General features: G+C 63.6%; 14 protein-coding genes and 1 tRNA gene. 5 read left to right on the top strand and 10 right to left on the bottom strand.

Features of this window, described 5'->3' with window-relative positions; genetic code table 11:
• Positions 1-42: 42 nt before the first annotated feature.
• On the top strand, positions 43-540 hold the full coding sequence (locus tag NKI17_RS25750; protein ID WP_352906969.1) for a nuclear transport factor 2 family protein: 498 nt from the start codon (positions 43-45) through the stop codon (positions 538-540).
• Between the two features lie 37 nt (positions 541-577).
• Here NKI17_RS25750 and NKI17_RS25745 read toward each other — a convergent pair whose 3' ends face one another.
• Positions 578-1006, bottom strand: coding sequence for a cupin domain-containing protein (locus tag NKI17_RS25745; protein WP_352906968.1), 429 nt, complete (start codon positions 1004-1006; stop codon positions 578-580).
• Positions 1007-1076: 70 nt separating this feature from the next.
• Positions 1077-1907: an AraC family transcriptional regulator gene (locus NKI17_RS25740; RefSeq protein WP_352906967.1), complete on the bottom strand. Its 831-nt coding sequence runs from the start codon at positions 1905-1907 to the stop codon at positions 1077-1079.
• A gap of 84 nt (positions 1908-1991) precedes the next feature.
• Between NKI17_RS25740 and NKI17_RS25735 the strand changes: the two genes are divergently transcribed.
• On the top strand, positions 1992-3191 hold the full coding sequence (locus NKI17_RS25735) for an amidohydrolase (RefSeq protein ID WP_352568876.1): 1200 nt from the start codon (positions 1992-1994) through the stop codon (positions 3189-3191).
• On the opposite strand, the gene NKI17_RS25730 is transcribed toward NKI17_RS25735, so the two are convergent.
• From NKI17_RS25730 to NKI17_RS25710, 5 genes are all read right to left on the bottom strand, one after another.
• Entirely contained in the window at positions 3169-5391 is a 2223-nt protein-coding gene (locus NKI17_RS25730; protein ID WP_352906966.1) for a xanthine dehydrogenase family protein molybdopterin-binding subunit, read from the bottom strand. The two genes, NKI17_RS25735 and NKI17_RS25730, sit on opposite strands and share 23 nt — an antisense overlap.
• Entirely contained in the window at positions 5388-6377 is a 990-nt protein-coding gene (locus NKI17_RS25725; RefSeq protein ID WP_352568874.1) for an FAD binding domain-containing protein, read from the bottom strand. Before NKI17_RS25725 ends, NKI17_RS25730 begins: the two co-directional genes overlap by 4 nt.
• Complete coding sequence (locus NKI17_RS25720; protein ID WP_352568873.1) at positions 6374-6859, bottom strand: (2Fe-2S)-binding protein; 486 nt, start codon at positions 6857-6859, stop codon at positions 6374-6376. Before NKI17_RS25720 ends, NKI17_RS25725 begins: the two co-directional genes overlap by 4 nt.
• A gap of 251 nt (positions 6860-7110) precedes the next feature.
• Positions 7111-8082: an NADP-dependent oxidoreductase gene (locus NKI17_RS25715; protein ID WP_352568872.1), complete on the bottom strand. Its 972-nt coding sequence runs from the start codon at positions 8080-8082 to the stop codon at positions 7111-7113.
• Between the two features lie 128 nt (positions 8083-8210).
• Positions 8211-9284, bottom strand: a complete 1074-nt coding sequence (locus NKI17_RS25710) for an alkene reductase (protein WP_352906965.1) — start codon at positions 9282-9284, stop codon at positions 8211-8213.
• 83 nt (positions 9285-9367) lie between these two features.
• Here NKI17_RS25710 and NKI17_RS25705 point away from each other — a divergent pair, with 83 nt between their 5' ends.
• Positions 9368-10237 carry a LysR family transcriptional regulator gene (locus NKI17_RS25705; protein WP_352568870.1) on the top strand — a complete coding sequence of 290 codons (870 nt, stop codon included), beginning with the start codon at positions 9368-9370 and terminating at the stop codon, positions 10235-10237.
• 433 nt (positions 10238-10670) lie between these two features.
• Here the strand turns inward: NKI17_RS25705 and NKI17_RS25700 are convergent, their stop codons facing one another.
• Entirely contained in the window at positions 10671-11321 is a 651-nt protein-coding gene (locus NKI17_RS25700; protein ID WP_352568869.1) for a hydrolase, read from the bottom strand.
• A gap of 181 nt (positions 11322-11502) precedes the next feature.
• Here NKI17_RS25700 and NKI17_RS25695 point away from each other — a divergent pair, with 181 nt between their 5' ends.
• Positions 11503-12396, top strand: a complete 894-nt coding sequence (locus NKI17_RS25695; protein WP_352568868.1) for a LysR family transcriptional regulator — start codon at positions 11503-11505, stop codon at positions 12394-12396.
• Positions 12397-12907: 511 nt separating this feature from the next.
• Here the strand turns inward: NKI17_RS25695 and NKI17_RS25690 are convergent.
• Positions 12908-12982, bottom strand: a tRNA-Asn gene (locus tag NKI17_RS25690).
• A gap of 220 nt (positions 12983-13202) precedes the next feature.
• Here NKI17_RS25690 and NKI17_RS25685 point away from each other — a divergent pair.
• Positions 13203-13463 (top strand): hypothetical protein, encoded by a 261-nt coding sequence (locus tag NKI17_RS25685; RefSeq protein ID WP_023676401.1) that lies wholly within the window; start codon positions 13203-13205, stop codon positions 13461-13463.
• 64 nt (positions 13464-13527) lie between these two features.
• Here NKI17_RS25685 and NKI17_RS25680 read toward each other — a convergent pair whose 3' ends face one another.
• Positions 13528-13728 (bottom strand): hypothetical protein, encoded by a 201-nt coding sequence (locus NKI17_RS25680; RefSeq protein WP_156937330.1) that lies wholly within the window; start codon positions 13726-13728, stop codon positions 13528-13530.
• Positions 13729-13793: the final 65 nt, after the last annotated feature.

The following is a 13793-nucleotide window of genomic DNA, read 5'->3' as shown; positions in this document are numbered from 1 at the left end:
CCGCGCGGTTTGGTCGGGGGCGGGGGGTTTTCCCCGGGTTAAATACCCGAAACGGGGGCCCCCCCGGCCCGCCCTCGGCTTCCTGCGCGGGGGGTCGACGACAGGATCGCAATCGCCGAGGCGATTGCCGGGATCGGCCTCTATGCCGATCTGCGTGAATGGGACCGGGTCAGATCCTATTTCGCGGCCCGTGTCACGACCGACTATACCAGCCTCTTCGGCGGCGAGGTCACGACCAGCGGCCGCGACGCGCTGATCGCGCAGTGGCAAGGACTGCTGCCGGGCTTCGACGCCACCCAGCACCTCATCACCAACATCACCGTCGAAGGCGCGGACAACGGTGCGGTTGCGCGCAGCCATGTCCGCGCAGCCCATTGGATCGGTTCCCGGTTCTGGACGGTTGGCGGCAGCTATCTCCACCGGCTGGTGCGGACGCCTGAAGGCTGGCGCGTCAACGCCATTGCCATCCATCGGTTGTACGAGGAGGGGGATCGCGCCGTTTTGGCCGCCGCCGCCGACCGGGTGAAAGCTGCGGAGTGAATCCGGTGTTCCTTGCTGGAGTGCCCGACGACCGCGGTTACTGGCGCAACACCGTGTTCTTGGTGCCTTCTTCGACCTGGTCGATGACCAGCAGCTTGACCGGATCGGCGCCGACATTGGTCGCCTGATGCCACTGCCCGATCATCTCGATGATGAAATCACCTGTTTGATAGGTGTTGCTCTTGCCGGTCTCGACGTTGGTGACCTGAAGCGTGCCGGCCTCGACATAGGCATAGCGCGGAAACGGATGCTTGTGGACCGGCAAGGTGGCGCCCGGCGCGATCTGATAGGCCGAGACCAGGACCTGGACGTTCTTCTGCGGCAGCGTGATCGGCTGGCCGGACGCGGTCTCGGTGCGAGAGGCAAGCGGGGTCACGACAACCGGCGTGCCGCTGGCATCCAGCGCCTGCGCGTTGTTTGCAAACAGTGCAGCAGCGAGCAGCGTCGATACCAAGATTTTTCGCATGATTCCCCCCGAGCTGCGCCAGCATTGCGCAGCGGGCATTGGCGCGCAAGCTTGTCTGTTCAGGAGCGCCTTATCCCGCTCTTCTGAACATGCCCGGCGTCATGCCATGCATGGCCCGGAAGGTACGGGAAAGATGGCTCTGGTCGGCGAAACCCGCTGCGATGGCGGCGTCGGCGAGGCCAAATCCCTGTTCGATCAGCGCACTCGCCCGGCGCAATCGCCGGTCGCGGATATAGGCCGCCGGCGTCAGGCTAATTACCTTGTTGAAGTCGCGGATGACCTGGAACCGGGTCACGCCAGCCGCGCCGGCAAGCCGCTTGAGGTCGAGCTGCGAGCCAAGCTCGCTTTCGACAAGATCGCGGTAGAGCGAAAATCTTCGCTGCGATCCGGAGCTTTCGATCTCTTCGGCCTGTCCGCTCGAGTCGCCATGCCGAACGATCAGCCGTCGCAGCGCCACGAGCAGGGACGTCTCGGCCGTCATTGTGTCCGCGGATGTCGAGCCCTGGTGTGCTGCCATCAATGCTGCGGCGAGACTGCTGTCTTCGATCGTCGTGCGCGAAAATATTGGAGCGCCGTCGCGGCCGAGTTCGCGGGTAAGCGCGCTCATCAGCGACACGGAAGGATAAAACGTCCGGTAGGCCCAGCCTTCATCCGCCCCGCGTTCGCCGTCATGCCACTCCTCGGGATTGACGACGGCAATGGTGCCTGCCGGAGCGAGAACGCTTTTGCGGCCGATGCGAATGCGCTCGCAGCCAGAGGTGATCAGGGCGATCACATAGGTCGGATGCGTGTGCAGGTCGTAGCGGTGCCGGGTGAAGCGCGCCTCGAACAGGCCAAGGTCGGGGAAGCACGGATGGCGCCAGTATTTCCCGGTCTCTGCCGCTTCGTTTGTCCTTGCCATGGTCAATCCGGTTCAAGACGCCTCTCGCCGGGCCTTCTATGGCTGGCAAACCAAGCCGCTTTTTGTCGGCGGAAAGGAGGCATCATGTTGCATAATGACCCCATCGCCGCGCTGACACCAGAGGTCGTAGGCTGGCGGCGCCATATCCATGCCAATCCGGAGCTCGCATTCAATGAATACGAAACGGCGCGTTTCGTTGCAGAGAAGCTGCGCTCCTTCGGCGTCGACGAGGTGCATGAAGGGATCGGCGGCACCGGCGTCGTCGGTGTCCTGCGCAGCGGTGGCGGCGCACGCGCCATCGGCCTTCGCGCCGAGCTCGACGCGCTTCCGGTGCTGGAGAAAACCGGCTTGGCCTATGCCTCCAGGAAAGAAGGAGTAATGCACGCCTGCGGCCATGACGGCCACACCGTCATGCTGCTCGGCGCCGCCAAACTGCTCAGTCAATCGCGCACCTTCGACGGCACCGTCACTTTCATCTTTCAGCCGGCCGAGGAGAACGAGGGCGGCAGCATGCGCATGATCGAGGACGGCCTGTTCAAGCGCTTTCCGGTCGAAGCGGTCTATGCGGTCCACAACTGGCCGGGCATCAGGCTGGGGACGATCGCCGCCCGCGTCGGGCCGCAAATGGCGGCCGTCGATAATTTCGAACTGACCTTCGAGGGTCTTGGCGCTCATGCCGCCATGCCGCAGCTCGGCGACGACCCGATCCTGGCCGCCAGCGCCTTCGTGCAAGCCGTCCAGCGCATCGTCAGCCGCTCGGTCGACCCGCAGAGCGCGCTTGTCGTCAGCATCACGCAGATCCATGGCGGCAATGTCGGCAACATCGTGCCGGGCAAGGTCTGGCTGCAAGGCACTTGCCGCTTCTTCGAGCACGGCCTTTCCGACCATTGCGAGAGGCTGATCGGCGAGATCGCACAAGGTATTGCCGCCGCGCATTCGCTCAAGGCCAGGCTCGACTACAGGAAGGGCTATCCGCCGCTGATCAATACGGCGGATGCGACGGCCCGCGCCGTCGAGGCCGCCGCCTCCGTCGTCGGCCGGGAGAATGTCTTGACCGAGTTCAGCCCCAGTCTCGGCTGCGAGGATTTCGCTTTCATGATCCGCGACGCCGGCGGCTGTTATGCGTGGATCGGTGCCGGCGAGGTCGGCCCGGGCGAAGGCCTGCACGGCGACCGCTACGTTTTCAACGACGAGATCGTGCCGACGGTGATGCGCTATTACGGCAACCTCGTCGAGCAGACGCTTCCGCGGCCCGATCCTTCTACAGCAGTTTTTCCGGCGTGATCGGCAACTCCCGGATTCGTTTGCCTGTGGCGTCGAAGACGGCATTGGCAACAGCAGCGGCAACGCCGGTGGCGCCGAGTTCGCCGATGCCTTTGCCGCCGATCGGGCTGGCATGCTCGTCCACCTCGTCGACGAAGTGGATTATGATATTGCCGGGAATGTCGGCGTTGACCGGAATGGCGACCCCGGAAAGGTTCTTCGACAAGAACCGCCCAAGCACTGGTTCGTGCCTGCTCTGCTCCATTGCCGCCATGCCCCATCCCCAGATGATGCCGCCCGTCATCTGGCTGCGTGCGGTGCGGGGATTGACGATACGGCCGGCGCTGTAGCTGCCCACGGCGCGACGAAGCCTGAGCAGGCCGAGCCCCGGATCGACGCCGACCTCCATGAAGATCGCGCCGAAAGTGCGCATCGCAAGGCCTTTGCCATGCTGCGCCGGATCGAACGAGCCCGAGCCGGTGATCTCGCCGATGTCGGTATGACTCATCACGTCGGCGATCGTCTGACCGCCGGCAGCGCCCCTGCGGCGAATATGGCCGTCTTGCATCTCCACTTCGTCCGGCAGCAGATTGGCAAGACGGGCAAGCTGCGAATGCGCATCTTCGGCAGCGGCAAGCACCGCCGCGCCCACCCCCATGGTCGATGACGAGCCATAGGTCGGCCCCGCCTCCGGCAGCTGCGTATCGCCCATTTCCAAGTTCACCTTCTCCATCGGCAGGCCCAGCACGTCCGCCGCGATCTGCGGAAAGATGGTGAGTGTTCCGGTCCCTATGTCCTGGGTGCCGGTGCGGATGAGCACCGTGCCGTCCCGGCGCAACCTGACTTCGGCTGCAGGCGTCGGGTTGCGGAAACAGCCCATGCTGCAGGTTGCCATGCCGTAGCCGATCAGCCAGTCGCCGTCGCGTTGCGGCTTGCGCGGGCGCTCGCGCCAGCCGAACAGGCGGGCGCCTTCCTCATAAGCCTCGCGCAGCTTCTTCGACGACCAGGGCTGGCCGGTAGCCGGATCCGTGTCCGCATGGTTGACCAGACGCAGGTCGAGCGGATCGATGCCGAGGCGGTGGGCGAGCTCGTCCATCGCGCTTTCAAGCGCCCAGGTGCCCGGACCCTCGACCGGCGCGCGCAGCGGCGTCGGCATGGCGACGTTTGCGCGCTCCACGCGCTGGCTGAGACGCATGGCCGGCGTGGCGTAGAGACCCTTCGAGGCTTCGGTGGCGAACTCGACGAAATCGTCGGTCACGGTGGTCAGGTTGACCACGTCCTGCTGCACGGCCGTCAGCTTGCCCGACCTGTCCGCCGCCAGCACGATCTTCTGTGCCATGCGCGGCTGATACCCGAGGCAGGAATAGGCATTGGCGCGGCTGAGCGCCAGCCTGACCGGGCGCTGCATGATGCGCGCGGCGGCGGCGGCCAGCACCTGATGCGGCCAGATCCAGCCCTTGCCGCCGAAGCCGCCGCCGGTATGGCGGGAAATCACGCGGACCTTCTCGGCCGGGACATTCATGCGGGCGGCAACCACCTGGCGGACACCGTAGACGTGTTGCGTGGCGTCGTGCAGCGTCAGCTCTCCGTCATTCCATTCGGCGAGCGTCGCCGAGGGCTCCATGGCGTTGTGATGGCGCGACGGCTGCAAATACACGGCTTCGACCGTGGCGGCGGCGTCAGCAAGCCCGCGGTCGACCTCGCCCTTCGTAAACGTCGGCTCCAGGAACAGGAAGCCGCTCTCCCTCGGCGAGACAGCAGCCTTGTCGATGGCGGTCCACTCGGGGGGTGCCGGCAACTCCGGCTCGGCGAACTCGTAGCGCAATGCGACGCGGCGGGCACCGGCCTCCGCTGCCTCCAGCGTCTCGCCCAGCACAATGGCAAGCGGCTGACCCTCGTGACGTATCTCGTTGCCCTGCATGGGCATGAAGCTCTGCGCTGCCGGCGGGCCTTCGGCCTGCTGCATCTGCGTATCGGGCTCGGCCCTCGGCGATGCGAACCGGCCGAATTTGGGCATGTCCTCATGCGTGAGCACACGCACGACGCCGTTCTCGGCGAGCGCGTCGTCGACCATGATCGACGTCACGCGGCCGGCGGGAACGGGCGCGGTCACGAGTACCGCATAGAGCAGATTGGGGGCAAAATAGTCGGCCGCATAGCGGGCGCGGCCGGTCACCTTGACGCCGCCGTCAGGGCGGGCAACAGGCTGGCTGATCATCATGACGGCATCCTCGCTGCTCTTTCGATCGCCCGCAAAGCGGCGGTCTTGGCCAGTTCGATCTTGTAGGCGTTCTGCGACAAGGGACGCGCTTCGGCGAAGGATTGCTCGATAGCGGTGCTCAATGCCTCGCGATCGCCGATTTCGGCACCGGCGAGCTGCTCCTCGGCGGCGCTCAGCCGCCACGGCCGCAGCGCGACGGACCCCAGCGCCAGGGCCGCCCGACGGATGGTTTGGCCGTCCATCTCCAGCACAGCGGCGGCAGAGACGATGGCGTATTCGTAGGATTCGCGCTCGCGCACCTTGAGGTAAGCCGATCGCGGCGCCGGCGCCGGCAGCTCGATTGCCGTGATCAGTTCGCCTTGCTGCAACACATTGTCTGCCTCGGGCCGCGTGTCGGGAAGCAGGTGGAATTCCGCTGCCGGAATGCGCCGGCCGCCGCTGCGGTGCGCGGTGACGATGACCGCATCAAGTGCTGCCAGCGCCACGGCCGGGTCGGATGGCTGGGTGGCGACGCAATCCTCGGTCCAGCCGAATATCGCGTGATTGTCGTTGATGCCATGCAATGCCGAGCAGCCGGAGCCGAGCTGACGCTTGTTGCATGGCAACTGCTCTTCGGCACGGAAATAGGCACAGCGCGTCTTCTGCAGAAGATTGCCGCCTATCGTTGCTAGGTTTCTCAGCTGCGGCGATGCGGCGTTGAGGATCGCCTGGCTCAACACCGGATAGTCGCGCATGACCAGCGCATGCTGCGCGACATCGTTGAGATGCGTCAGCGCGCCGATCGTCAAGCCGCCGCCGGGCAGTGCCTCGATCTGATCCAGCCCGTCGAGGCGGGAGATGTCGATGATCCGGGTCGGCTCGGCAATGCCAAGGCGCAGCCAGTTGAGCAATTCGGTGCCGCCGGCGAGAAAGGCGCTGTCCGGCGCGGCACCTGCCGCGATCGTTTCGCCCAGGCTGTCGGCGCGCGCGTAGACGAATGGGGTCATTGGCTCACCCTCCCGGCCGCCGCGCGCACGGCCTCGACGATTTGCGGATAGGCCGAGCAGCGACACAGATTACCGCTCATCCATTCGCGGATCTCGGCATCGGAGCCGGTATGTCCCTCCTCAATCAGCGCCGCCGCCGACATCACCTGGCCGGGCGTGCAGAATCCGCACTGGAAACCATCATGATCGATGAACGCCTGCTGCACGGGATGAAGCGCATCGTCGTTTGCCAGGCCTTCGATCGTCGTGACCTCGCGTCCCTCGCAGGACACGGCAAGTATCATGCAGGCATTCACACGCCGTCCGTCGAGGTGCACGGTGCAGGCGCCGCACTCGCCGAAATTGCATCCCTTTTTCGTTCCGGTCAGATGAAGCCGCTCGCGCAGCAGGTCGAGCAGCGTGACGCGGGGATCGAGATCGGAAAGGCTGTGGTCCTCTCCGTTCACCCGCAACCGCAATAGGTGCCGATCGTGGAAGTCCATTGGGGGTTACCTCGAAGCACATGCCGTACTCGTCGCAGGGACTCGTCCAGCAAGCAGCCGCCCACCTGTCGAGGCGAAATAGGGCGATCGATTTTAGGGAAAAGGCGCTGCCGGTCAGGGAAAGCGAAAAAACGCGCATTTGAGATTTGCGGCGGAGCGGAAAGGCCCTGCATAACTGTGGTTCACGGCCGTCCCAACATGAGCCGAATGCAGACGGTCCCCCCTTTAGGGACGATTACCATGAGCTGCAGTCACCTGGTGAGGTCTAAGACTATCTTTCCGGGAGCGTGGCCGGTGCGATTGCGCTCGATCGCGGATGCCAGATCGTCGAAGCCGACCACTTCTGCAATCGTGGACCGCAGCGAGCCGTCAGCGATCTCTTGAGCGATTGTGGCTAGGCGCGCGGTGTCAGGTTTGACTGACAACCAGATGCCATGACGGCCTGCCGGGGCGCGCGAAACCACATCAGTTGCAGCGATGCTGGCAAGGACGCCGCCAGGCGATAGGACCGACCAAGATTTGTCTAAGACCTGGCCCCCGACAAGATCGACGATAAGGTCAATGTCGCTCGCAAGAACCTCGAAGTTCTGTTTCTGGTAATCGATCACTTCGTCAGCGCCCAAGGCTTGGACATGGGCCACGCTCTTGGTTGAGGCTGTAGCATAGACGGTCGCTCCAGCCGTCTTGGCGAACTGGACAGCGAAGCTGCCCACCCCGCCAGCCGCGCCGTGGATCAACACCCGCCGCCCCCGAAGGTTGAAATCGGCGACCTGAAGGACTTGCCATGCCGTCATCGCCGCCACCGGTACTGCCGCTGCGTCAATGTCTGACAGGACCGCAGGCGTCTTGACAAGTTTTTCGGCATTTATCAGCAAGTGGTCAGCATAAGCGCCCAGGCCACCCAGCGCGGCCATGACCCGGTCTCCGACCCTCACGCCTTCGACGTTGGAGCCGGTCCGCAGCACGACCCCCGCCATTTCGATGCCAAGCGTCGCGGGCAAAGATAACTTGAACTTGTCGCGGACGTAGCCTTCACGGATTTTCCAGTCGATTCCGTTTACTCCGGCAGCCTTGACCTGGACGAGCACTTGGTCGGGACCAGGCTCTGGGGCGGATAGCCAATCGACTTTCAAGCTCTCTGTGCCGCCATATGCTTGAAGACGTAGGGCCCGGCCGGAGCCAAGCGGTTCAGACCGGCGGGGGGCGCTTTTGAAGTCATTCATCGGGTTTATCCTTCCTGTGGGACGATATAGTTTGAAATCTCTCAAGAAGAACTTCTAAGTATGCAGTCCACATCGGGTTAGAAATGTTTATTCGGCTGCTGTCGCTTGGGGATTTACTTGCTTTCGCTTTACGCGCTCAAAGCAGGATAGTCGGTGTAGCCCAGGGCGGTGCCACCATAGAAAGTGGCTTGGACTGCCGCATTCAGCGCCGCATTGGTCTTCAACCGTTCCACAAAGTCCGGATTGGCCAGGACCATCTGGCCGTAGGACTCCTGATCGGCCAGCCCCGAAGCTACGTCGGCGCCGATCTGGTCACGCGGACGACTTGGCCGATTGAGGATCAGCGATTGGTGCCAGAGCTTGCGGATATCGGCCAGCAGCGCCTCGTCGCCCTGGTGCATGATGTGCACGTAAGCGAGCCCGAGCTTGTCGAGTTCGGCGACCAGATAGCGGTAGAGGTCCGGCCCCTCGGCGCCTTCGTCGATCCCCCATATCGTCGTCCCGGGTGACAGGCGGATCGCGGTGCGGTCCGCGCCAATCTCCTCGGCGATCGCCGTGGCGACTTCGATGGCGAAGCGCGCTCGGGTCTCGATCGACCCGCCATATTCGTCCGTGCGCGTGTTGGCGCTGGGCGCGAAGAACTGCTGGACCAGGTAGGCGTTCGCGCCGTGAATCTCGATGCCGTCGGCGCCGGCCTCGACCGCCGAGCGCGCGGCATGGCGGAAATCGGCGACCGTCTGGCGCACCTCTTCGGTCGTCAGCGCGCGCGGCGGGGGAATGTCCTGCATCCCCGTCATGGTGAACATACCCGTCCCCGGCGCTATCGCGGACGGCGCGACCCCTTGGCAGTGATGCAGCGTATTGTCGGGATGCGACATGCGCCCGGCATGCATGAGCTGGATGAAGATGTGGCCGCCTTTGTCGTGCACGGCAGAAGTGATCTTCCGCCAGCCGGCGACATGGGCGGGCGTGTAGATGCCGGGGGTGGTGAGATAGCCCTGGCCGTCATCCGAGGGCTGGGTGCCTTCGGTGACGATCAGGCCGACGCCGGCGCGCTGGGAATAATATTCGGTGGCCAGCTCGCCCGGCGTACCGTCGAAGCCGGCGCGGCTGCGGGTCATCGGGGCCATGACGAGGCGGTTAGGCAGAGTGTAGCGGCCGACGCGGACAGGGGTGAATAAGGGACTCATTGGGATCTCCATTTGCTGGAGCGCTTGTCCACTATTCCAATGTCGGGATAAATCCGGCAAAAGTGAAATCAATATTCCAAATATGGAGCAATAGCGTGAGCCACTTGAACGACATGGCGCTGTTCGTGGAGGTGGCGAGAGCGAGGAGCTTCCGGAAGGCGGCTGAGGCTCTGGGCATGCCCAACTCGACTCTGTCGCGACGTATCAGCGCGCTGGAGAAGGCGATCGGCCTGAGGCTTCTGCATCGAACGACGCGCAAGATCGAGCTCACCGAGGCCGGCCAGCTCTATTACGAACGAAGCAAACGCATCGTCGACGAGGCACGGCTCGCACACGAGCAGCTCGGCGCGATGCTGGAGCAGCCGAGCGGTGTCCTGCGGGTCTCGCTCCCGGTCGACTTCGCCACGCTTTACCTGACGCCGATCATCGTCGATTTCGCGCGGCACTATCCCGGCATCACCTTCGAGTTCGACCTGACCCCGCGCCGCGTCGATTTGGTGGCCGAGCCGTTCGATGTAGCGATCCGCATCGGCGAGCTGGAAGACTCCAGCCTGATCGCTCGCCTGATCGGGCGCCACGCGCGCCACCTCTATGCGTCTCCTGGCTACATCGAAGCGTCCGACGAGCCGGCGACACCGGCGGATCTGGCGGAGCATGAATGCATCTGCATGCCGAAGATCTGGACCCTGCATCAGGGGATGAACAAGGTCGAAGTCGAGGTTGGAGGCCGCTTCACAGTCAACAGCGTCGGGATGATCCGCGCCCTGGCGGTCGACCACCAGGGCATCGCCCTGCTTGCCGAGAAGATCGTCGCCGAAGATTTGGCCTCGGGCAGGCTCCGGCGTGTCCTGCCCGAATGGCAGGGATCGTCGGTCAGCATTCACGCCGTCACCGAAACGCGCCTCATTCCAGCCAAGACCCAGCGCTTCATCGAATTCCTGTCCGCCAGGCTGGTGGAAACTTGAACCAGATCGTTACGCGGAGAAAAGTCGGACGGCGGCGTGCAAAATCGCGACTTGGCGTAGAAAAGGCGATGGCTCGCCGGAGTCGATGAAGCTGAGAAATACGAATTTGCCATACCCCTACACCAGAATGCACCAGAGTCGCCAAAAATGCGCAAACGTGACCGGACGGCGCAGAAGCCCTACGCCTCGCCGGCGGGCCGACACCGACGCTCAGGGAGCGGGCCATCGCTCTACCGCGAGGGCGGGGCGAGGTGCGCACGGCTGAACTCACGGCCATCGGCATCCCCGATGCTATCTATCCAGGATGTGCGACGAGCGACTGCTCGTGAAGGTGGGTTCGGCATCACAAGGCTTCCCTGTGAGGTGAGATGGCGAGGGCCGGCAAACGGATCGATTCCGACCCTCACCGAAATGCTCGCCATCCCGGCCCGAATCAGCCTTCGCTCGGCACAGGCGTCTTGAGGAGTTGTTGCTCCCACAGGAAGGCGATGCCGCTGCCGCCGAAGTGCTGGATGAGAATCTCGGTCAGCTCTTCGACATGCTCGGTGCGCGCCCAGTCGCGCTGCCATTCGCCAGCGAGCGCCATCACGGTCATCATGTTTGCGCCAGCCGCGATCATCCGCTGGATGGCGATCTGGTGGGACTCGGTCGAAACGCCGCCCGACGCATCGGTGATCACGGACACGTCCCAGCCTTCGCCGAGGGCTTGGATGACAGGCATCGCGACGCAGACTTCGGTCCAAAGGCCTGCGATAACCAGTTGTTTGCGGCCGGTCGCCTTGACCACGTCCACCACCTTCTCGTCCTGCCAGGCGTTCACCCAAGTCCGGTCGATCACTTCCTGCCCCGGGAAGACGTCAGTGATCTGCTTGAAGAGGATGCCGCCACGACCCGCGATCACGCTGGTGAGAATGGTCGGAACATTGAAGGCTTTTGCTAGCTTCGCCAGCGCGGTCGCGTTGTTGACCACAGCTTGCGGATCGTGGCTGTTCAGGTTCGCGAGTTGGTAAGGCTGGTGGTCGATCAGAACGAGTACCGAGTCTTCAGGACGAAGAAGCGAATCAAGGCCGTTGCGAGGGGTCATCAAGACTTCCTTTCTCTGCCGCCATGGACGGCAATCTTTCTCTGCCGCTATGGACGGCAATGGGTTTCACGGGAGACATGCGCCAGCGGGCGACGTTGCCTGGACGCAATTTGCCGTTCCTTTTGGTGATGCAGTAGTGCCATAATCAGGCAAGCTGTGTCGCGAAATGAGGAACGCTGAATTGGACATCGAAGATCTACGGACATTCGTCGCAGTGGCCGATGCAGGGGGCGTATCGGCCGCCGCGCGCCGGCTCGGCGTCTCCAAGTCAATCGTCAGTCGGCGGCTCTTTCGGGTTGAAGCGGAACTTGGCGTCCAGCTTCTTGCACGAACGACCCGCGGCGCCGCGCTCACCGAAGCGGGAATCGCGTTCAGAGACCATGCGGCCCGGGCCAGCGCAGAGATCGATACGGCTCGGGAAACGATCCTCCCCACCGGTGAGCTGCGCGGCCGCCTGAGGGTTGCCATGCCGCTTACTTTCGGCGCGACCCACTTCGCCCCCGTGCTCGCGGAAATGGCGCGTCTGCACCCGAAGCTTCACATCCATACTTCCTACAGCGATCGCTTCGTCGATCTCATCGCAGAAGGTTTCGATTGCGCGATCCGGGGCGCCTACCTTCAAGACTCCAACCTGATCGCGAAGCGCGTCGGGCCGATCCATGGAAAGCTTGTCGCAAGCCCGGATTATATCGAGGTGCACGGGTCACCCGAGACTCTGGACGAACTCGTCACCCATCAGGCCCTCATGCAGGGAACGGAAGCCTGGCAGTTCATAAATGGCAGCAAGATTGTTACGGTCCAGCCGCAGGGCAGGTTCAAGGCCGATAGCGCCACGGCGCTTGCCGCCGCGGCGGCGGCAGGTCTCGGCATCGCCTGGCTCCCCGATTGCATCACACATGAATATGTGGCCTCCGGCGCGCTGGTCCCGATCATGACACGCTATCCGGTACCTCCAGGGGCCGCGTATGTCGTCCGACCGCCGGGTCAGCATCCCACGCGGAAAGTGCGGGTGCTCACCGAGATGCTAATTGAGTACTTCAAACGGAACACGGATCTTTGGGGTCTTGACAACTAGGACACGAACGGTGCGAAGCCTCCCCACCGGCAGGAGGCACGGGGGTAAATTCTCCAGGCAACGCCGCAGGCGCGACGTCCACGCGGATCATGTTCAACCGAGTAGGCGTTGAGATCTTGCCTGTGCAGATCTGGCGCGAGGCCTCTCCGCTTTGTCCCAGCGACGCCTCGCGCGCGCAGGCTCAAAGCTATGCAATCCGCCGTCCACGAACACCTCGCGCCCGTCTGTAAGCTGCTGTCGTTGAGGCAGCGACGGCAAGTAATAACGGGCGGCAACGTTCGGACGCCGCCGCGGCGAACTGAACGGCGCACTCGGGCGCGAAGCCGCCGGTCATCAGTATTTCCGCGCGGTAGCCGCCGAATAGGCGTGGGCGGGCGAGCCCTGCTATTCTACGCCTGATTTCATCGGTCCTCGATGCTCTGACACTCTGGAGGCAGGACTATCGAGATCGACGCGTAGGGAGAAATTGCACGCTGGCGCGCAATATCGCGCTATGGCGTAGAAGAGGCGGTGGCTCCCCGGGCCGGATTCGAACCAGCGACCAACCGGTTAACAGCCGGTTGCTCTACCACTGAGCTACCGGGGAACAGAGGCTCTTGCGTGAGTGGGGCAGCCTATAGCAAACCCGTTTCGGCTTTGCAAAGAAGCATTTCGCATTTTTTCGGTGCTTTTTGGCGCAGGGCTTGCTGGCAATGGCCGGCGAGCGCCCTCATATGAGCTGTCTCTCGCCTGTCACGGAACAGAAAAGGCCGTTGCGGCTTTCTCCGGCTGATGGTGCTACTGATGCAAACGGATCGACATTTCACATGACGGCAATGAGCGACGAACAGCCACCGGCCCGGAAAATCTCGGTCTTCGGCCGCCAGTTCACCATGCCGCGCTCGCGCGGCCTCAGGATTGCGATCGGCGTTGTGCTGATCATCGGCGGCATTCTCGGCTTCCTGCCGATCCTGGGTTTCTGGATGGTGCCGATCGGATTGCTGGTGCTCTCCTACGAATTCGCATTGGTGCGCCGTCACCGGCGCCGCTTCGTCGTCTGGTGGGAGCGACGGCGCCGGCCGGATTGAGACTGCCCTGCTGACAGGCCGGTATCCGGCAAAATGTCGGAGAGCGGCGTGGTCCGTCCAGGCCTCACCGAGGCTGGTCGAAACAGCTTTCCAGGCGTTCGCAAAGCTCCTTGAGAACGGCGGTAGCCGATGCCAGCCGCGCCCGGTCGCGCGGCGGCAGGCTGTTTGCGCCTTCTATGCTGAGGCGGTCGATGGCATAGCGCACAAGCTCTGCAGACTGCGACAATCCGCGCGACGTGCCGTCCTTCGTAGCTGCTCGACGCATGGCGGAGCCTCTTCCTTGCCCAACGTGGCCGCCGGTTTCGGGTTCCCGTCGCCCAGAATCATGCT

Source organism: Mesorhizobium sp. M0816 (assembly GCF_040320005.1).
GTDB lineage: Bacteria > Pseudomonadota > Alphaproteobacteria > Rhizobiales > Rhizobiaceae > Mesorhizobium.
Note: the sequence above shows the minus strand (reverse complement) of the source record. Positions and strands in the feature narration are given on the sequence as shown.